This window comes from Bacillus sp. X1(2014) (genome assembly GCF_007678255.1).
The window spans coordinates 386,526-406,560 of record NZ_VEED01000003.1 but is presented as its reverse complement, the minus strand read 5'-3'; the positions used below and the strand labels follow the sequence as shown (position 1 = coordinate 406,560).

General features: G+C 39.6%; 16 protein-coding genes and 1 pseudogene. 4 read left to right on the top strand and 13 right to left on the bottom strand.

Annotated elements, in window-relative coordinates; translation table 11 throughout:
* Positions 1–2: 2 nt before the first annotated feature.
* The 7 genes from FS608_RS09445 to FS608_RS09415 form a co-directional block, all read right to left on the bottom strand.
* The gene (locus FS608_RS09445) at positions 3–1,484 is read right to left on the bottom strand and encodes a sodium:solute symporter family protein (RefSeq protein ID WP_144549296.1); all 1,482 of its coding nucleotides are present in this window, start codon (positions 1,482–1,484) and stop codon (positions 3–5) included.
* Entirely contained in the window at positions 1,481–1,672 is a 192-nt protein-coding gene (locus FS608_RS09440) for a DUF3311 domain-containing protein (RefSeq protein WP_144549294.1), read from the bottom strand. The genes FS608_RS09445 and FS608_RS09440 overlap by 4 nt, the downstream gene beginning before the upstream one ends.
* Before the next feature lie 184 nt (positions 1,673–1,856).
* Complete coding sequence (locus FS608_RS09435; RefSeq protein ID WP_144549292.1) at positions 1,857–3,284, bottom strand: amino acid permease; 1,428 nt, start codon at positions 3,282–3,284, stop codon at positions 1,857–1,859.
* Positions 3,285–3,352: 68 nt separating this feature from the next.
* Positions 3,353–4,528 (bottom strand): Glu/Leu/Phe/Val family dehydrogenase, encoded by a 1,176-nt coding sequence (locus FS608_RS09430; protein ID WP_144549289.1) that lies wholly within the window; start codon positions 4,526–4,528, stop codon positions 3,353–3,355.
* Positions 4,529–4,632: 104 nt separating this feature from the next.
* Positions 4,633–6,105 (bottom strand): aldehyde dehydrogenase family protein, encoded by a 1,473-nt coding sequence (locus tag FS608_RS09425; RefSeq protein ID WP_144549287.1) that lies wholly within the window; start codon positions 6,103–6,105, stop codon positions 4,633–4,635.
* A 68-nt stretch (positions 6,106–6,173) separates the two neighbouring features.
* Positions 6,174–7,892, bottom strand: a complete 1,719-nt coding sequence (locus tag FS608_RS09420; protein ID WP_144549285.1) for a thiamine pyrophosphate-binding protein — start codon at positions 7,890–7,892, stop codon at positions 6,174–6,176.
* Positions 7,893–7,962: 70 nt separating this feature from the next.
* A complete protein-coding gene (locus FS608_RS09415) occupies positions 7,963–9,021 on the bottom strand; it encodes an aromatic ring-hydroxylating oxygenase subunit alpha (RefSeq protein WP_144549283.1) in 1,059 nt (352 codons plus the stop codon).
* 336 nt (positions 9,022–9,357) lie between these two features.
* Here FS608_RS09415 and FS608_RS09410 point away from each other — a divergent pair, with 336 nt between their 5' ends.
* Positions 9,358–10,728: a sigma-54 interaction domain-containing protein gene (locus FS608_RS09410; protein WP_144549281.1), complete on the top strand. Its 1,371-nt coding sequence runs from the start codon at positions 9,358–9,360 to the stop codon at positions 10,726–10,728.
* Between the two features lie 241 nt (positions 10,729–10,969).
* Here the strand turns inward: FS608_RS09410 and FS608_RS09405 are convergent.
* From FS608_RS09405 to FS608_RS09390, 4 genes and pseudogenes are all read right to left on the bottom strand, one after another.
* A pseudogene (locus tag FS608_RS09405) lies at positions 10,970–11,069 on the bottom strand (oxidoreductase); the annotation flags it as partial.
* A 124-nt stretch (positions 11,070–11,193) separates the two neighbouring features.
* Positions 11,194–11,604: a cupin domain-containing protein gene (locus FS608_RS09400; RefSeq protein WP_144549278.1), complete on the bottom strand. Its 411-nt coding sequence runs from the start codon at positions 11,602–11,604 to the stop codon at positions 11,194–11,196.
* Positions 11,605–11,718: 114 nt separating this feature from the next.
* Positions 11,719–12,900, bottom strand: coding sequence for an MFS transporter (locus FS608_RS09395; RefSeq protein ID WP_144549276.1), 1,182 nt, complete (start codon positions 12,898–12,900; stop codon positions 11,719–11,721).
* Positions 12,901–12,911: 11 nt separating this feature from the next.
* Positions 12,912–13,775, bottom strand: coding sequence for an aldo/keto reductase (locus FS608_RS09390; protein WP_144549274.1), 864 nt, complete (start codon positions 13,773–13,775; stop codon positions 12,912–12,914).
* Positions 13,776–14,028: 253 nt separating this feature from the next.
* On the opposite strand from FS608_RS09390, the gene FS608_RS09385 reads away from it, so the two are divergent.
* Positions 14,029–14,577, top strand: a complete 549-nt coding sequence (locus FS608_RS09385) for a TetR/AcrR family transcriptional regulator (RefSeq protein ID WP_144549272.1) — start codon at positions 14,029–14,031, stop codon at positions 14,575–14,577.
* 204 nt (positions 14,578–14,781) lie between these two features.
* Positions 14,782–15,480: a pirin family protein gene (locus tag FS608_RS09380; RefSeq protein ID WP_144549270.1), complete on the top strand. Its 699-nt coding sequence runs from the start codon at positions 14,782–14,784 to the stop codon at positions 15,478–15,480.
* Positions 15,481–15,529: 49 nt separating this feature from the next.
* On the opposite strand, the gene FS608_RS09375 is transcribed toward FS608_RS09380, so the two are convergent.
* Positions 15,530–17,497 carry an acetate--CoA ligase gene (locus FS608_RS09375; RefSeq protein WP_144549268.1) on the bottom strand — a complete coding sequence of 656 codons (1,968 nt, stop codon included), beginning with the start codon at positions 17,495–17,497 and terminating at the stop codon, positions 15,530–15,532.
* A 286-nt stretch (positions 17,498–17,783) separates the two neighbouring features.
* Between FS608_RS09375 and FS608_RS09370 the strand changes: the two genes are divergently transcribed.
* Positions 17,784–18,554 carry an IclR family transcriptional regulator gene (locus FS608_RS09370; RefSeq protein ID WP_144549266.1) on the top strand — a complete coding sequence of 257 codons (771 nt, stop codon included), beginning with the start codon at positions 17,784–17,786 and terminating at the stop codon, positions 18,552–18,554.
* A 106-nt stretch (positions 18,555–18,660) separates the two neighbouring features.
* Here the strand turns inward: FS608_RS09370 and FS608_RS09365 are convergent, their stop codons facing one another.
* Positions 18,661–19,710 carry an NAD(P)/FAD-dependent oxidoreductase gene (locus tag FS608_RS09365; RefSeq protein ID WP_144549264.1) on the bottom strand — a complete coding sequence of 350 codons (1,050 nt, stop codon included), beginning with the start codon at positions 19,708–19,710 and terminating at the stop codon, positions 18,661–18,663.
* Between the last annotated feature and the right edge of the window lie 325 nt (positions 19,711–20,035).

Below are 20,035 nucleotides of genomic sequence, written 5' to 3'. Positions count from 1 at the left end.
ATTCATGCTAGATTACTAATATTAGTGTCTTGATCTGCTCTAGCCACCGGTTTCTTCGTTATAACACTTACTCCCAGCGTTACAGCAATATTGATCATTAATACGGCTAATCCTAGATCTAAATCCTTAATGACATTTGGAAATGACGGGAATAACGTTGCAAGTGACATTTCTGTAATGGTTGAATAAATGACGATAATACTACCAACAATCATTCCAGCGATGGCCCCTTGAACGGTAACTGGGTTCCTTTTCCAAAGGCTAAAAAACAAAGCAGGAAATAACTGAACCATAAAGCTATAAGACATAAGATATAGCGTAAGAATCGATTCCCCACCATTAAATGTAAAGAAAAGTGTTACCAATGCTATAACAGGCACCAACCTTTTAGTCAGCTTTGCCAGCTGCTGATCTGTTGTGTTCGGTTTCCATGCCTTATATATATTTTTAGAAAGAATCGTTGAAACCGCCGTCAATACCAAAGAACTTGGGATAAGGGCGGCCATGGCCCCAGCTGCCCCAATGACTCCGACAAACCAAGGGTCAAAAGACAATTTCGCCATTTTAAATAAGGCTAAATCTGTATCTGGCCCCTTTAAATCTGGCACTTGTAAAACACCAGAAAAACCGATAATCAAAGAAAAAACGATAATAATCTGATAGATGGGCATTACCCCTGCATTTATACGTAGCGATTTTCCGCTTTTAGCAGAGAATATCCCCGCCATCATATGTGGAAACATATAAAATGCCAGTGCTGTCATGATCGTAGCCGAAACAAACCACGATATGCTCAATCCTTGTTCAGGAAATAGTAAAAATCCAGTTTTGGCTGTATCAATAGCTTCAAACATCGGCTCTATGCCGCCGTAATAATGAAAAGGGAAATAAAAGCCCATAAAGACCATAACAGCTAAGATTAAGATATCTTTAATAATGGCTGTCCATGCGGCTCCGTGCATCCCAGATACCGTTACATAAACGGTAACAGCAATGACGGCTACGACGATTGCCATGTGAGGAGAAATAGAACCATAGGACGCTTCAGATACAATAATTCCCAATCCTTTTAACTGCATCACTAAGTAAGGGATAACGGCAACTACACTTATGATCGCTACGAGAATACCAAGTGCCTGACTGTTATACTTTTTCTCGTAAAAATCTGATTGGGATAGGACTTTATTTTCCCTTGCATACTTCCAAATAGGAGGCAACAGCCAGTAAGCGATTACAAAGTAAAAACAATTAAAAGCGTATATGGCGGGAGGCATGCCGGATCGATAAGCACCACCACTTGCTCCTAGAAATGTATAGGTGGTAAACATCTCACCCGCTAATAAAAAGAACATCAAAAGACTTCCAAAACCCCGTCCCCCGACAGACCACTGCTCGATAGTCATTTCTTTCCCTTTTCGGGCTTGCAAACCTAACCAAATACACAATCCCAGGAAAAAGAGGATAACTAGAAGGGCTGCGTTCATAATTCTTCCTCCTCCTTATTCGCTGGATCCAGCATATTAGCAATGATCAAGAATAGGGATGCCAGGCCAACCCAGCATATAGACCAAAAAAGGACAAATGGCAATCCAAATATATAGGGTTCCACCCGATTAATTACAAAAAGTGAACCCAAGGCTGGTATTAAAGTTAATAAAAAAACCTTCTTCATATTTCACCATCCTAGTTTAAAATACATCAATGTAATATAGTAAACGATATGTTTAATTTAGATAGCAAATATTTGAACCTTCTGATAATTAAAACCCCATGAAACCATTTTCCTCTTTGAAATGGAATGTTTCTGATCATTGGATGCCCATTTTTACCGATACACCACTTAGACTTTTTTATATCTATTGCACTATTTTATCAGGCTCCCCATTTGTTAAGACGGTTGTAGCCACTTTCTTTCTTGTAAATTTAAAGTAGTAAAAAACATAACAGGCGACAACAAAGCCAAATCCTATATACAGTGATGTCCGCTGTGCCGGATCGAAAGCAGTAAACACGACGATTCCTACGCACATGAGAAGGCAGACAATTGGAACCAGCGGAAAAAAAGGAACTTTAAATTTCAAATCCGCAAGCTTTCCCCCATCCGAAATATACTGTTTGCGGAATTTATACTGTGCAAACGCAATGGCCATCCACGTAACTACCCCTCCAACACCACTGATTGCAAGCAGGACAACAAATAATGTTTCTTCAGCTATAACACTAGTAAGCAAGGAAAGCAAAGCAAAGGCGAGTGTCACAAGCAAGGCGTTCATAGGAACACCGCGTTTGTTTACCTTACCGAATGCTAGCGGAGCCTGACCACTTTGAGAAAGTGAAAAAAGGATTCTCGTACAAGCAAACAAACCTGTATTTCCCACTGAAAGTATCGCTGTTAATATAACAAAGTTCATAATATCAGCTGCATAAGGAATTCCTGTCAAATCGAATACTGTTACAAATGGACTTTCGAGCACACCCGCCTCTTTCCACGGAACAATGGCTGATAAGACAAAAGTGGCCAGTACATAGAAGAGTAAAATACGGACGACGATGCTCCGGATTGCTTTTGGGATACTCTTTTCTGGATCCTCTGTCTCACCCGCTGCAACTCCCATAATTTCCGAACCCATAAAAGAATAAACGACTGTCATCACTGATATAAAGACGCCGATGAATCCTGTTGGAAATAATCCGTCACCGATAAAGTTTGAAAGGTGGGGGGCCGATTGTCCCTTTATAGGAACCAAACCAAAGATCGCTGCCCCGCCAACGACAATAAAAAAGAGAACAGCTAATACTTTAATAGCTGAGAACCAGTACTCCATCTCAGCAAAGCTTCTTGTAGTCAAGGCATTTATACCGAATAAAAGTAAGGAGAAAACGGTACACCATACCCAGACCGGTACATTTGGAAACCACCTGGCCATCAGCAAACCGGCTGCAATAAACTCTAGTCCTACATAAATTGCCCAGCTTAGCCAATAAGTCCAGCCAATCATAAACCCAGAGGCAGGGCCTATGAACCGTTCTGCATGAGCCTGAAATGAACCAGAAACCGGCATTACGACGGATAGCTCCCCTAGACAAACCATAACCAAGTACATAAGCAAGCCTCCAAATAAATAGGCGGTAATCGCTCCGAAAGGCCCCGCCTCGCCAATCGCATACCCCGATCCTAGGAAAAGACCAGTTCCAATGACTCCCCCTATGGAAAGCATAAATAAATGCCTACTTTTCATCGAACGTTTTAATTCTTTTGGTTGACTTCCTTGTTCTGGTTTCATCCAATTCCCCCTGTATTCTTTTTTTTCGTATTAGGGATAGGCCAATCATGACCCGTTTTATTACCTGCTCATCTGACGGCTTCCTTTTCAGACATGCTTGTAAACTCTAATAAATCACTAACTTCAGGTTTAAAAATTTCATACGCAACATCCCGCTGATATCTGTTTTGTTTCTTCGCTTCTGAAAATAGCTGATTGGTATTTTTTCGGCATAGCTTTTCAATATCATCCATCACTGCCTGCGGATCTGGTTTGACCAGTCCAAAAATAACAGCGTCGTAAAATCTAATTGCCCCTAGGTTCGCAACAAAATCATTAACGATGTCAATTCCTCTTTGTTTGATGATTTCATCTCCTTCAGAAGATACTGGTATATTAGCCGCTTCAACAATCAAACTCGCTTTAACAGTATCAGCATTAGACTGGTTGATCACGTCCTCTAATGCACAGGGGATAAGAATATCGCAATCCACATCCAGCCACTCAGAGTTTGGCCTTACCGTATAGTTTGGTTCAAAATAATCTTGGTCCATTTCTCCATATACATTCTTATGGTCAATAAGATTTTGAATATCCAATCCTTCTTCACAGGTGACTAACAAGTTGGCATCTGAAATTCCGACGATGTTGTAACCTAATTGAGAAAGTTTCAATGCACAGCTTGCCCCTACACAACCAAAGCCTTGGATGACAACCTTCGCGCCGTCCTTACCATTTTTAAACTTCCAAGCTTCATCGGCTGAAAACGCAACACCATATCCTGTGACAGCATCATTTAAAAGCAATCCATCAATTCTTATTTTCATCAGCCCATCAAAATCCTTGATCCCTTGAAGAATCGCAGGATTTTGTTTCATTGAATTTGTTAGAGGGATGTCGATGCCGAATTCGTTAAAGATTTGTAGTACATCTTCGTACTTCGTACCTAGGTCACTTCCTAAAGATACCCCGCTATCAATATAGGGCATCATGGCAATTAAAAATCTCCTTAATACGGCATTAGCATCTGGAGCTTTATAATCATATTTAATTCCTGCTTTACATCCTCCTGTCGTTCCGCTGTCACTAGCTACGTACTTATAAGCCATCGCTTGGGCCAATCTTTCAACCTCTTCTTTTGTTACTGTCGGATGCATTCTCGTCCCGCCGCCTGTATATCCTTTCACGAAATTATGAACAACAAGCCACCCCTGCGCGTCCGTTTCTGTATCATTCCACTCAACAATTAAATATGGTTTAGACATTCCTATACCTCCCTAGAATTTCTTCTTTCTACCATGGTGCAGCCACTATTAAAAATACTATTAACACTATGAATTTGTTGTTATTACTCTAAAAAAATAAGTTGCTATTCAAACCAGCGAATAGGTGCAGGATCCAGATTAATGTTAATCTGTTTTGTTTCCTGGTATTCATCCAATCCATACGTACTTAGGCTTCTGCCGATGCCGCTTTGTTTATATCCGCCCCATGGCGCTTGAATATTTGTAAGATGGTAAGCGTTTACCCAGGTGATGCCGGCACGAACCTTTTTGATGACACGTAAGGCTTTGTTTTGGTCTGTAGAGAAAACAGCACCTGCAAGTCCATATTCTGTGTCATTAGCAATCTTAATTGCCTCATCTTCATCTTTGAATTTCTGGATGGTAACGACAGGGCCAAAGATCTCTTCCCTGACAATCCGCATATCAGTTGTTACATTGGTAAAGACAGTAGGTTCGATGAAAAATCCATCCTCCAAACCGTTACCCACGATTCTATTTCCGCCTAGAGCAAGGTTCGCACCTTCTTCTTTCCCAATCTGGATGTAATTTAGAATGCTCTTAAAGTGCTTTTCACTTACAATAGCACCCATTTGGGAGTGTTCATCAATTCCAGGACCTACTCTAATCTCTTTTGCCTTTTGTATATATTTCTTAACAAATTCATCGTAGAGTCCTTCTTGGACAAGAATCCGGCTTCCAGAAGAACAAACTTGACCAGATCCCATGAAAATGCCAAATAATGAGTAATCAACGGCTATTTCCAAATCGGCATCATCAAAGATGATATTCGGGGATTTCCCTCCCAGTTCAAGGGACACTTTTTTCATATTCCCGGCTGCGGCCTGCATGATATGGCGGCCGACCCCTGTGCTTCCAGTAAAGGAAACAATATCTACCTCATCACTTTCAGCAATCGTCTGGCCAACAACCGGTCCATCTCCCATAATGAGGGTAGCTGCTCCCTTTGGTAAATCGGACTGATCCATCAGTTCAAACAATTTTACTGCTGTCATCGGAGTAATTTCTGCTGGTTTTAAAAGGATACTATTACCAGCCGCAAGTGCCGGTGCAACCTTCCATACACTCATCAATAAGGGGAAATTCCAAGGGACAATTAATCCCGCAACTCCGATCGGTTCCTTTATGATCAATGTCTGCATATTTTCGGAGGTTTCATAAACCTGGCCGTTAGGCATATTAAGCAGAGCTGCATAATAACGAAATGTATTCACGGCCTCCTCCACATCCGATTCTGCTTCTCTTTTCGTTTTTCCATTATTCTGTACTTCTAAATCTCTTAATTCATCCATGTTTTCCTGTATTAGATCGGCAATCTGAAGTAAAACAGCCGCCCTCACCACGGGAGATTGATCAGACCAAATACCACTTTCAAACGTTCTTTTTGCTATTTTGATTGCCTCTTCTGTTTCTTCCTTTGTAGCGCTCGGTGCTTTGGCAATGACTTTCTGTGTAGCGGGATTAATAATATCAAGTTTGTTCGGGTTATTTGATTCTACCCATTGCCCATTTATATAGTGTTTTAACTCTTTTGTCATAGCTTTGTACCTCCAAGTATGGCTTACGCTCCCCCCACTTTAGAAGTGGGGGATGAACGTTAGCAGATCTATTCCTGTGTTGGACGGAAAGTGGCGATGTATTCGTCCGAATCCTTGTATTCCAATACTCCAACGGCTTCTACATCTACTACAACCATATACGGCTTTTTGCTTGCGATTGCATTCGCTAATCCTGCCTTGAACTCATCAACCGAGCGAACTTTCTCTGATTCGAAGCCCATTGATTTTGCCAGCATGACGAAATCAGGGTTTTTCAAGTCTACAGATATACGTCGGCCAAATGCGGCTTCTTGATAGTATCGTAAGATTCCGTATCCACCATCATCGAATAATAGAACGATAATCGGTGCATCTTCCTGAATCGCTGAGATCATCTCATTTGAATTCACCATGAATCCACCATCACCAGCAATAAGAACGACTTTCTTTTCCGGCTGACCTATTTGGGCGCCAATCGCCATTGGCAAACCTTGTCCGATGCCGCCGCCTGTCATGTAGAGGTAGTCTCTTGGTTCATAAATATCGAATAATTTATTCCCCCAAGTGTATCCAGGGATCGTCACATCCGTCACCAAAACCGTATTCTCAGGCAGCTGTTCACGCATAATATCCGCCACTTCACCATAAGGCCCAATTTGGCTTCGAAGGTCATCACGTACAGCCTGACGGACTGACTTCACTTCATCAACATAATCCGCATCCGGATGGATTTCCTTATTATCCAAAAGACGATTAATCCCTTGTAAAACTGCCTTGGCATCTCCGTTCAGTGTATACAATGTATCAAAGTTACGATTAAAGGCATTAGGGTTCAAATCAATATTGATGTGATTTTCCGGTACCGGAAGTGTCCATCCATTCGTTTCACTACCACGGAAACGGACCCCGACACTAATAAGTAAATCCGACTTTTTCAATAGTTCCTCCACTTGAGGGGATAACGTAAAGTTACCGATGCAAAGCGGGTGGTTTTCAGGGATAGACCCTTTTCCAGATTCACTTGTTACGACCCCAGGCTTAATTTTATTTACCAGCCTTTGCAGTTCCTCTGATGCACCTGATGCAATTACCCCATTGCCTGCCCAAATGATTGGTCTTTTTGCTAAGACGATCCTTTCGATAACATCAGCTGGAATATTGAGCTTTACCTCGTGGTTTTGAAATGCTTCCATTTCAATCAATTGATTGTTAGGAATAATCTGTGCCTGGAAATTCGTTGGAATGGAAACAGTTACAGGACCTGTCGGTACAGTCAGTGCTTCTTTGATCGCTTTACGCATAAACGGAATGATTTGCTTTGGACGCTTCAACAGATAGGCTGCTTTGTTCACGCCCTCCATCGCTTTTAACTGGTCTTTAGCTTCGTGAATATAACGTTGGTCTGTTCCAATATAATTAGAATCCGCTTCCCCAGTAATGTGCAGAACAGGAGTCCCTGAGTTCCATGTTTCTGACAAGGAACCTGCCCCATTACCTGCTCCAGTACCTGTACTTGTGATGACAACACCCAATTTTCCTGTAGCACGGGCATAGGCATCAGCCATGTTAACCGCTCCACTTTCGCCACGGGCAGTAACGGTGCGGATATTCCCATCCCTTAGGATCGCGTCATAAATCGGCATATTGTGGATACTAACGATTCCAAATACCGCTTCCACTCCTGCTTGCAGGAGCTCTTTTACAATTGCGTCCGCAACGGTGAATTCTGTTTGGTAACCTTTAACATTTGGTTCTGCAACTGCTGTGAATTCTGTTTGATTATTCATTTTAATCCTCCAAATATGTCTAGTAATATATTTCTATATAAATCTATTTTCATATAAACAAAGGGGGAAGCTATAGCATTCCTTCTGACACGTTCATTGCTTCTTCATAAAGGTTGTGAAAAAATTTGAGTGCATACTCAGTCGATGAATACACTCCATGCTTGAAGGCATTCGTATGGAAACCTTTTTGCAATAACTCTACAAGATCGAAATCCTCTAATCTTACCTGATCGACAAAACGAATCAGTTCCTCTTGCTCTTTGCTAATTTCATCCGATTTAAAGTAGTAGCTATAGATGGCAAGTGATTTATCCGGTGCCAGCGGCAAAATTTGACTTATCGTCATATTGCCTTCTTTTCCAGGATAAATGCTCACCATCAGGTTTGGCCATACCCAATAGAAATTGGCGTGATCTTCTTGTGTTTCATTCGATTTATTTGTTAATTCTGAGTATTGACACGAGAAATTGCCATGTAAATCGATATGGTAATTTTTCATATCAAATGTTTTTGAAAACTCAGGATGGGCAATCTTACAATGATCGCACTCCAGATAATTATCAATAACTGCTTTCCAGTTAGCATCAATGACCCTTTGGGTTACCCGAACCTTTTTCAAAGAATCCAAGAAGGTGTATCTTTCCAGATTGGCCATGAATTCTCCGTACGTTTCTCCCATTGGTCTTGCTTCTGGGTTCAAATTTATGAAGATCATAGACTGGAATACTTCAACTTTTACATGTGGCATACAGCTATGGTTTCCCAATTCATTTGTACTGAAGTTGGGCGCCCTATTTAATTTCCCGTTCATATGAAATGTCCAGCCGTGATAGGTACAGGTGAAAACCTTTTTATTTCCACACTCGTTTTTTTCTACTTTGGTTCCTCTATGCGGGCAAATGTTGTAAAAGGCATTCAATTCATTGTTTTTATCCCGGCTAATGATTAATGGCTGATCTGCTATATCAAAAGTAAAGAAATCCCCCGTTTTTTCCACCTGGCTTGTATGCCCAGCTAGAATCCAGCTATCTTGAAAAATCTTTTTCTTTTCCTCTTCAAATATTTGCGGATTCACATAATTTTCGTACGGGAGAGTGTGCTCCAGGGCATCCCCTGTTAACGCTTTCATTTGTCATTCCTCCTTTTGTCATTCAAATCCTTTAAAGTATTTTTCATATTTATTAGATGCAAATTTCGTGCCAACTATCTTTTATCTAAAAATCCTAGATTAATAGGATTTTAAACAGGGGAAAGTGAGTTCATTGGTGTTCACCGGTTGACTTTCCCCCGTATATTTTCCTATCTTAGACACTTCTTCAGCTATTTACAGTTCGAAATATTTCGAATATTATTAGAATGGATGTGATTAGAATCACACATTTGCCTATTGTAACATTTTTCTGAATATAACCAAACTCATCTGAGTTCCATCGAACTCAGATTATGATTTTCGGGAGGTCACTTCATGACATTATCTAATTTTCTAACCGATTTAGATCTAAATATGGAAGCGCTTTTAAAAATTTTAGATTATTCTTCTGACGAAATCTTTGTTTTAAATAAGGATAAGAAAATTATCTATGTAAATGATGCCTGTAAGAAGCATTATGGGTTAAATAAGGAAGACATTATCGGGAAACCGAGCATGGAATTAGCTGATAAAGGCTATTGGTATCCCTCTATTTTCCCGGATGTTTTGGAAAGAAAGGAACCAATTACGATTAAACAAACCACTATCCTTGGTGCGGAACTGCTCACCTCTGTCGTTCCTATTTTAAATGATCAAAAAGAAGTGGAATTAATCGTAACGACAGCAAGGGAATTACAAAGCTACAAAATGCTGAAAGTAAGAGAAAGCGATTCAACAAAAAGTAAAGAGGCTGAAGATCCATTTGGCAGCATCATTACCAATAATGAAAAGGTGAAAAATGTGTTGAAGTTTGCAAAGAAGGTGGCTGGTGCAAACTCTACTATAATAATTCTAGGTGAATCCGGAACAGGTAAAAGCCTCTTAGCACAATATATTCACGAAAATGGAAATAGAAGGAACGGCCCATTTTTAACCATCAATTGTGCTGCAATCCCTGCTGATTTAATGGAGTCCGAGCTTTTTGGCTATACACCAGGATCTTTCACGAATGCAAACCGTTCCGGAAAAAAAGGGATACTGGAAAGCGCGAATGGGGGTACGGTGTTTCTTGATGAAATAGGGGACATGCCTTTGCCTCTTCAGGCTAAAATACTGCAAGTCATTCAGGAGAAAAAATTTATTCCTATTGGCGGCAATAAAGAAAAGTCAGTCGATATCCGAATTATTGCCGCGACCAATAAAGATTTAAACAAAATGGTACAAAACAAAATGTTTAGAGAAGATTTATATTATCGGCTGAACGTAGTGGATATCAAAATGCCTCCGCTTCGGGAAAGGCAAGAAGATATAGTCCCGCTCATCTATAATTTTTTATACAAATTTAATCGGAACCATGAAATGAACAAATTAATTTCTAAAGATTGCCTCGAATGTCTGACCCATTATTCATGGCCCGGGAACGTAAGGCAACTTGAAAACCTGCTCGAAAAGCTAGTTATTGTAAGCAATGATGTCATCGGTATCGATGACCTGCCCGAAAGTATATATAACCAAGGACTGGCGCAAATTGAAAATACTGCCCCCACTACCCTTAATGATGCTGTCGAATTGGCAAAAAAGGAAATGATTCGTAAATCCTATAAAGTGAATAAAAGCTCTAGGCGTGTGGCCAAGGATCTGCAAATCAGCCAAACATATGCGGCCAGACTGATTAGAGAATATTGTCAGGACTTGTTGGAGGATTGAGCTTCCAAATTAACGATGTGGCAAACCTACAAAGGTACTTCAAATTTTAATCATTTTCTAAAAAAAGGCTCTCACCATGTTATGAGAGCCGAACCTGCTACCTAAAATTGGGTCTTAAAAATAATAAGTCTGACCCCACTATCCCAAGAAGTTGACACCATTACTACTGCCTTCATGGTTGGTACCTTCACCTAGAGACTGCACCCATGCCAAGCGCAAATTAAAAGGCTGTCGTGGTCTTGTTGATCGCTACTGGATAACGGATGTTAGTACTCTCCATGGCAGGATTCCATTCGCAAAACTTCCATTAAATTACGAACAGCCCATTTTGTAGCGCCATATCTTTTGCTAGTTGAACAAGCCGCTGATTATCATCTGGATTCACAACATCTGTTTATAAGATACATCATAATGCTTGGGTTGAAAAAAAGCCCTGTATTATAGGTCCTTTCATATCCAAAACTATTATTTTACTTTGTTATATTCCTCATCTGATACTGGTTCCAACCATTCAGGCGTACCAGCAGTGATTGCAATGTGTTCAAACCAACTGTCCTTTGCAGCACCATGCCAATGTTTTACACCATCGTGAGTAACAATCACCTCACCAGCTTTTAAGAATTGAGCAGGCTTTCCTTCTTCTTGGTACCAACCTTCGCCGCCAGTTACCAATAAAATTTGAAAACCATCACGATGGATATGCCAGTTATTTCTGCATCCTGGTTCAAAGGTCACATTCCCTACACCAACATTCACTTTTGGATCAGCAACTAATCCTTTAAGATAACTTTGTCCCACAAAAAATTGTGCATATGCTTCATTTTTCTCGCCTACTGGGAAAATAACACCATTTTTTACTTCTTCATGTTTTGCCATTTTTAATTCCTCCAATAAATTTATTTTTATTAACCTACTTGAACTATTGGACGAATAATCATTTCATTAATCCCCCAAGAACTTCCACGTTGTTAAATTTCATTTTTATAATGCTCATAGGCCAATTTCATTAAACGACTTTCTCGTTTCTTTCCTATTAAGACTAAATGATACCGCTGCAATAATTGCAGCAATTGCCACTGATGCTGCCCCAATCCAGCTGACCGCCAGCACCGATGTGCTTTTTACAGCAATACCCCCAATTCCTGCCGCCGCAGCTATGCCTAATTGTATGAATGAGCCATATAAACTTAGCATGATTCCTGAAGCTTCTGGTGCAAGCCAAACCAGGTTGTACTGCATACCCGGGCCTGACGACCACGCTGAGAAGGACCACAATATAAGCAACAGAAGGGCGACAAGAGGTGACCTTGCAATAGTAGATAGCAACACTAGAGCTAAACAATGAACAACCAAACCTCTAACAAGAGTTCTAGAGTTACCAATCCGATCTGTCATGAAACCACCAAACTTTGAACCTATTAAGGTAGCAATACCGAAGGCAAACAAGGCACCGCTAACTTCTCGTCCGTTCATGGATGTAACGGTCAGCAGGAAGGGTGCAATATAGGAATACATTGCACCATATCCTAACTGCCAAAAGAACGTTGCACCAAGGCCCATTAAGATTTTAGGGTTCTTTAAATATGAGAGTTGCTTGCCCAGAGGGACGGCTGGCCCGTTATTAGTAGCAGGAATCGTACGAAAAATAACGAAGATTGCTAGTAAACTCAGAACACCTATCACCACAAAAATTAACTTCCAGTCATATGCTGTGGCTATAAGACGACCAATTGGAACACCGACGATGATAGCAGCACTAAATCCAAGTATAACGGTGCCGATAGCACCTGCTTGTTTTTCTGGGGAAGCTAAATTGACTGCTGCAGTCTTCGCACCAATAGCAAAAACGCCGCTTCCTAGAGCAAGAATAATACGTGAGACAATTAGAAAACCGAAACCGGAAAGGGTAAAAGTCATTACACAGCCAATCACCATTAATACTAGAGAAAGCATTAATAACTTCCGCTGATTCAATTTTGTCGTCCCCATCACGACGAAGGGAGAACCAACCGCATTAGCTAACGCAAATATGGTAATTAGTTGTCCTGCTACCGATACCGATACATTGGAGGAGGCAGCAACTTTATCCAAAATTCCTGCAATGACATACTCTGATGAACTGACCATGAAAGTAATGAGAGCCAGCAAGTAAATTTTCCAATCATTATTCATATGTTTTCTTATTATTTTAAATTCCCCCCAAATACCGGGAAGAAGCTATGCTCACCATAATTCTGGATGTGCCCTACATTCTTCAAAGTCTCCATATCTTCCTCGCTGATAACAAAATCAAGCTCTGCATTGTTTCTCATATGTTCCGGATTTGCCGTCTTAGGAATTACTACAAGATCAAGCTGGATATCATAACGCAGGCAAAGTTGAGCAACAGACACTCCATACTTATCAGCAATTACCTTTACCTCAGCATTATCGAGAACTGCACCGTGTGCAATTGGTGAATATGCCTCTACCAGGATGTCATTCTTCTGGCAGTATTCAATTAGTTCAAAAGGAGTATTGCTCACATGTGCCAATATTTGATTTACCATAGGCTTGATCTCACAGCTTGCAAGAATATTCTCTATATCATCCTGAAGGAAGTTAGAAAGACCGATTGCCCTTAACTTGCCTGTCATATAAGCATCCTCCATTGCTCTCCATACATCTTTGTTTTCCTCGAAGTAACAGTTCGCCTCACGGAACTCCTTCCAAGGCTGTGGACTGTGGATAATCAGAAGGTCAATGTAATCAAGTCCCAACTTTGCTAAAGACTCATCAATAGACTTCGTAACTGCATCATAGGTCTTTGCTTCTGCAGCAACCTTTGTCGTGATGAAAAGTTCTTCTCTTGCGACACCGCAGGAACGGATTCCATCGCCTACACCAGTTTCATTCATATAAGCCTGAGCGGTATCAATATGACGATATCCGATAGATACGGCATCACGCACTGCCTGTGCTGCCTGTGCATCGTCAAGCAGCCAAGTACCGAGACCTAATTTTGGAATTTTTACACCATTTGATAATTTGTTAGTTTCGTTATACATGCTTTTGTCTCCTTTGAATTGTTATATTTTTGTCAGTCCTGCCGTGTAAAAGTTATAGTTAACTTACTTTTATTATTCCAAAAGTAGCTACATCATGATGATTTAAAAATTAATATTGATTGATTAATCAACATCTGTTTATTATTATAAAAAAGCTCGTTATACTTTCAATGGTTAAATGAACGCAATTCGTTGATTAATCAACAAACCAAATACCTTTGTTGATTATCTTTAGAAAGATTGGTGAAATAAAATGTCTAAAGTTGATAGAAGAATAGCCAAAAGCCAAGTAGCGATAAAAAATGCTGTCATTGAACTGATGTCTGAAAAAAGTTTTGATGATATTACCATTCAGGATATTGCTGATAGAGCAGATGTTAATAGAGGAACGATCTATCTTCACTACACGGATAAATATGATCTATTGGATAAAATGATTGAAGAACATATGAACAATCTTCGAGAACTATGCCAATCGGCATCTGAGATGACTTTTCAAGAAGGAAACTATGTCTGGTACGAATACTTTGAACGTAATTACTTATTTTTTTCAACAATGTTAGCAAGTAAAGGTGCACCATATTTCCGTAGTCGTTTTCTCGATTTAGTCATTGAAGAGTTTAAAGTGGAAGTGGAAACAACCGAAGGAACAAATCATGGCTTAAGTGAAGAAGTTATTCTTCAATTTTTTGGTTCAGCAGTCGTTGGTACCGTGGAATGGTGGTTTAAGAATGGAATGCCATTACCAGCCCGTGTGATGGCAGAGCAGACTGGAGCATTGTTGGACAGAAATCTGGAATAGCAGACAATATAAAAAATGGAGGGAGTCCCAATAGCAGATCAATTTGCATTGGGACTCCCTCTTTAATATGCTACTTTGGTGGCTTTCTCCCAATAGTGTTGACACTAGGAAATATAATGTATATAATTATCTCGAATTCGAGATAAATTACAAATCGAAAGTATTCTTTATCTACATTTTTTATAATAGATTGGAGAGAAAAATATGCTAAGAAAAATCAACAGCAAGGATATGGGTTCTAGTAATATAGGATGGTTAAGAAGTAAATTTCACTTTTCATTTGCAGAATATTTTAATCCAGACAATATTCAGTTTGGGGTTTTACGGGTAATTAATGATGATTTAATTAACCCGCAAACAGGATTTGGTACGCATCCACATAAAAATATGGAGATTATCTCCTACGTGGTGAATGGTGAGTTGACTCATGGAGACAGCATGGGTAACCAAAATACAATAACACGCGGACAGGTTCAATATATGAGTGCTGGTACGGGTGTGCTTCATAGCGAATATAATTTAGGTGAACATACATCAAGGTTTTTACAAATTTGGATTTTACCAGACAAAACTGGCCATACACCAGCCTATGGTGATTTTAGATTTAATTGGGATGATAGAAAAAATACTTGGCTGCACATGGTATCGGGAAAAGACGGAGATGCTCAAATTACGATTAACCAAGATGCAAACATTTATTCTTTGGAATTGCAGCAAGGAAATGAAATAAGCTTTCCAGTTAAAGAGGACAGACAGGCTTATTTAGTTCAAATAGAAGGTACTTCTGTCATTAATGGAATAGAGCTCTCTGACAGAGATGGAATGGAGATTGTTGAAGAAGCCATCACAATTAAGGCAGAAAAAACCTCGCATATCTTACTAATTGAGATGAAAAAAGCATAGTAGATTGATAATATATAAAGTCTGATGGAAATCCCATCAGACTTTTTGTTTATTTCACTGTCGACCTTTCATTGATAATCATTTGAATTTGCGCTACTGTTGCTGGATCTTCAAGCCCGGTAATATCACCTGAAACCTTTCCTGATACGAAAATTTCCTTTAATAAACGGCGCATGATTTTTCCGCTAACTGTTTTTGGTAGTGTTTCTGTAAAAATGATAGATTTTGGCAGAGCAATTTTTCCGATAAGCTGGATAATATTTTCATTTATTTTTTCTTTTAAATTATCAGTCCCTAGGGAAAGATCATTTACCCGGACAAATACAAGCGGTACTTCTCCTTTGATTTCATCTGGGACACCAATTACAGCCGCTTCAGCGACTCCTTCACACTCAAGAACCGCACTTTCAATTTCCATAGTACTTAAGCGATGCCCGGCAACATTGAAGGCATCATCAGAACGACCAACAACCCACACATAGCCATCCTCATCAATCAAAGCCAAATCACTAGCAAAATAGCTTCCTTTCACCTGGCTAAAATAAGAGGAAATATAACGCTCCGGTTCCTTCCAAAGCGTACGGCAAAGCATTGGAAATGGTTTTCTAATGATTAAATTTCCTAACGTGCCCGGTTTAACTGGATTTCCCTCTTCATCCACTACAGCTATATCTGCACCTAAAAATTGCATACCTGCTGATCCAGGCTTCATTGGGGTTAACCATGCGGCGCCAGCAATTGGACAGCCCGCTGTCTCCGTTTGTCCCCAAGTATTATTAACGCATATCTTTTTCTTCCCTAATACCTCATACGTCCACTGCCATGATTCTGGGTCAAAGGGTTCACCCACTAGGGAAACAACATCCAGACATGATAAATCAAATTGATTCAGTACTTTTTCACCTAGACTTTTTAACATCCGCAATGCTGTTGGGGCGGTAAACAATTTATTGACACGGTATTTCTCGATTACCTGATAAAATCTATCCTTTGTTGGAAAGTCAATCGATCCTTCATATACGACAGTGGTCACTCCATTGGCGAGTGCGCCCGCAATGCCCCAAATATGCATCGTTAACCATCCTATATCAGCCGTACACCAGAAAACGTCATCATCATGATGATCCATATGATATTTACTATAGATGTAATTTTGGATTACAAAGGCCATACCTGAATGGACGACACCCTTTGGTTTTCCTGTTGTACCGCTTGTATAGAAGACAATTCCATATTCATTGGCCTCCAGCTTCTCAGGTTCACAAAGGATACTTGCCTTTCTAGTTAGTTCCTCCCACCAGAAATCACGTCCTTCTGTCATATTGATTTCTGTATTTAGGCGATTAACGACGATCACCGCTTCAATGGATGGAATATCTGGAATTACCCTGTCCACTTTTTCCTTCAAGCAAACTTTGTTTCCACGTCTGATCGTAGCGTCGGTCGTCACGATAATCTTGGGCTCAAAGCTAATGAGACGGTCCTTCAATGACTTTTCGGAGTATCCTGAAAATACGGTATTGTATATTGCCCCAATCCGAAAGCAAGCAAGCACGGCAATAATTGCCTCAGCCAAATTCGGAAGGAAAATCGCTACACAATCCCCTTTTTCCACACCAAATGACCGCAAGACATTCGAAAAGCGATTTACTTCTGCTAACAGCATATTATATGTAAAAAACTTAGTGTCCCCGTTTTCTCCCTCCCAAATCAGTGCGGTGCGATTTCCAGCACCATTTTCCACATGACGGTCGAGTAAGTTTACACAAGGGTTGCTGATGCCCCCTTCAAAAAAACGAAAGTCTGGAAGATTTCCACTTATTGTTTTTTGCCAAGTCTCATACCAAAATAGCTCCTTCGCCACATCGTTCCAAAAGGATTCGGGATCTTTTTGGGATTTTTGAAGAAGTTCATGAAAAGCTTTACTGCTTCCAATTGAGGTGTTAGATTGTTTTTCTTCGCTTGGATATACAAGTTTACTTTCTGCAACTACCTTTAAAATTCCGCTTACATCCATATAAATCCCCCTAAATTGAAAATATTAGAACCATTGTGACCGACTAGTTGGTCGGTTTAGCGCTAAATAAATGAAAGCGCTTTACTTTTGTGGCATACAAAAATTACTCTAAAATAGCAGCCCGTCATTTGATGTACATCAATAAGGTTAACACAAATATTCTGAATTTTCAATAATACTAATTTCTGTAAAATTAAAAATAATATTCAGAAAACTATTTTGTTCTGCGTAGGATTTAGTCCACTGCTATGCTATTATAGGGATTAAGGTCTATAGGAGGTTTAGTATGGAATCCATAAAAAAAGGAACAACCATTCAGTCATTACAAATAGGAATGGGGATTATTGATATCATTGCCAAACAAGGCAGGCCATTAAGATTTTCCGATATTCAGGATTTAACACAGATTACAAAGAGTAATCTATATAAATATTTAAATACTTTCACACAACTAGGCCTCCTATATCGACACAAGGATACGGGAGAATATGTATTGGGAAGCAAGTTGATTGAATATGGAATGGCTGCTGTCGATCAAGAAAATGTGATCGACAGGATCTCACCTTTTCTGCATGAAATTAACGAAAAAAGTTCGAGTACCGTTCTATTTTCTAGTTGGACCGATAATGGTCCAATGATTGTTAAAGATTTGAACAACAATCGAGGGTTTAATATTGGCGCTCAAATAGGAACCTTACTACCTATTCGTTCGGCAACAGGTAAAGTATTTATGGCCTTCATGGATGAGCATATGATACGTGAATGGAAAGCGAAAGAATTTATGCAAATTCCTTCTGAAAAGGTTAGTCAACTTGAGGAGGAATGCGGACTCATTCGTGAGAAAGAAATTGCCTTTGCAAGAGAACCACTGGTATCCTCCGTCTCATCCGTATCGATCCCGGTATTAAACTATCAGAAAAAACTCCTGGGGGCCGTTACAGTGGTAGGCTTTTCAGAGTTTATTCCTCAAAATGAAAATAATGAACTAGCTCAATATTTAATACATATCTGCAAAGAAATTTCAGGTAGTTTTGGGTATATGTCACCAGTGAAATAAAAACGTGTATGTATATACCATCGGTGAAGGGCAAAACTCAGTTTCGATTACAGAAAAAAGTCCTCCATCATGCCGATGAAGGACTTTTTTAACAAATCGATTAAGCTTATTTCATCATTTGCTTCATCAATTCCCTATTTCGCTTTTTAAAGAGTTCATTGTGGGAAGAGACCATCCCGATTTTACTAGCGTCAGGCTGTATATATTGTTTCGCTTTATTAACTGCGTTTGCTGCATCTTGGAATGCACCTGTTATTAAATTAACTTTACCATCATACATAAGGATATCACCGGCAGCATACATTCCTTCAACTGATGATTCACTCACAGAATTACCTGCAATATAATAATTGTCTGCTATTTTAATATTTAAACTACTGTTTTCAAGTAATGTAGCGTCTTGTTCATACCCATGATTAATAATTACCTCATCAATTGGCAAGTGAGAAACCTCTCCTGAAACATGATTTGTCAGTTCCACCATTTCAATACATTCATGATTGCTACTGGCAATCAGTTTGGTAATCGAGGTGTGAAATAAACAAACCGCAGAACTCTTCATTAGCTGTGTTGCTTGTGCCTCGTGACCTTTTAACGCATCTTTTCGATAGGTTACATAAACTTTTTTGGCAATTGACTCTAACTCATTCGCCCAATCAATAGCTGTATTTCCACCACCTGAGATGATGACAGTCTTATCTTTGAAATGTTTTAATGACTTGACTGTGTAATTTAAATTGGATACCTCAAATCTTTCAGCTCCTTCAATGTCCAGCTTTTGAGGGTTCAAAATACCACTGCCAATTGCGACGATGACTGTTTTCGAAAAATGCTTCTGCCCTGAAGCTGCTTGCAATATAAAAATACCATCTTCATTACGTGTGATCGACTCAACCTTTTCGTTTAGCACTACGGTTGGATTAAACGTTAATCCCTGTGCAACCAATTGTTCTATTAATTTGGCTCCAGGAATGGGCGTTTGCCCGCCAACATCCCAAATCATTTTCTCTGGATACACATGAATTTTCCCGCCCAGCTGCGGCTGAAATTCGATGAGCTTTGTTTTCATTTCTCTAAGTCCGCTATAAAAAGTCGAGTAAAGCCCTGCTGGTCCCCCGCCAATTACGGTCACATCAAATAATTCATGCTGCTCCATGAATGAACACTCCCTGCCAAAAAATCTTTAAAAAACATATCCATTTATTTATATTCCACTCCGCTAATTGATAAATATTATCACTTACCCTTATTTTAGTTGATAACGATTATCAATATCAAATGTTTTTTTTATTTTTTTGAATTTTTTTATTACATTGTAAACATCCACTCGGTCCTATCAACGATTTTCCCACTCTTTTCACAACGATTCTTTGAAAAACTAAAAAAATAGTTATTGACAAGAAATAAATCGAGCGAATATAGTTAGGTATGAAAATGATAATCATTATCAACAACATGTTGTTACTTACGTTTGTTTAAAA

Excerpts from the sequence above, each read along its gene's own strand:
- FS608_RS09370 (WP_144549266.1), top strand. The coding sequence starts at position 17,784 with ATGGAATCCATAAAAAAAGGAACAACCATTCAGTCATTACAAATAGGA.
- FS608_RS09365 (WP_144549264.1), bottom strand. The coding sequence starts at position 19,710 with ATGGAGCAGCATGAATTATTTGATGTGACCGTAATTGGCGGGGGACCA.
- FS608_RS09395 (WP_144549276.1), bottom strand. The coding sequence starts at position 12,900 with ATGAATAATGATTGGAAAATTTACTTGCTGGCTCTCATTACTTTCATG.
- FS608_RS09410 (WP_144549281.1), top strand. The coding sequence starts at position 9,358 with ATGACATTATCTAATTTTCTAACCGATTTAGATCTAAATATGGAAGCG.
- FS608_RS09380 (WP_144549270.1), top strand. The coding sequence starts at position 14,782 with ATGCTAAGAAAAATCAACAGCAAGGATATGGGTTCTAGTAATATAGGA.
- FS608_RS09420 (WP_144549285.1), bottom strand. The coding sequence starts at position 7,892 with ATGAATAATCAAACAGAATTCACAGCAGTTGCAGAACCAAATGTTAAA.
- FS608_RS09435 (WP_144549292.1), bottom strand. The coding sequence starts at position 3,284 with ATGAAACCAGAACAAGGAAGTCAACCAAAAGAATTAAAACGTTCGATG.
- FS608_RS09425 (WP_144549287.1), bottom strand. The coding sequence starts at position 6,105 with ATGACAAAAGAGTTAAAACACTATATAAATGGGCAATGGGTAGAATCA.
- FS608_RS09400 (WP_144549278.1), bottom strand. The coding sequence starts at position 11,604 with ATGGCAAAACATGAAGAAGTAAAAAATGGTGTTATTTTCCCAGTAGGC.
- FS608_RS09430 (WP_144549289.1), bottom strand. The coding sequence starts at position 4,528 with ATGTCTAAACCATATTTAATTGTTGAGTGGAATGATACAGAAACGGAC.
- FS608_RS09415 (WP_144549283.1), bottom strand. The coding sequence starts at position 9,021 with ATGAAAGCGTTAACAGGGGATGCCCTGGAGCACACTCTCCCGTACGAA.
- FS608_RS09385 (WP_144549272.1), top strand. The coding sequence starts at position 14,029 with ATGTCTAAAGTTGATAGAAGAATAGCCAAAAGCCAAGTAGCGATAAAA.
- FS608_RS09390 (WP_144549274.1), bottom strand. The coding sequence starts at position 13,775 with ATGTATAACGAAACTAACAAATTATCAAATGGTGTAAAAATTCCAAAA.
- FS608_RS09375 (WP_144549268.1), bottom strand. The coding sequence starts at position 17,497 with ATGGATGTAAGCGGAATTTTAAAGGTAGTTGCAGAAAGTAAACTTGTA.
- FS608_RS09445 (WP_144549296.1), bottom strand. The coding sequence starts at position 1,484 with ATGAACGCAGCCCTTCTAGTTATCCTCTTTTTCCTGGGATTGTGTATT.
- FS608_RS09440 (WP_144549294.1), bottom strand. The coding sequence starts at position 1,672 with ATGAAGAAGGTTTTTTTATTAACTTTAATACCAGCCTTGGGTTCACTT.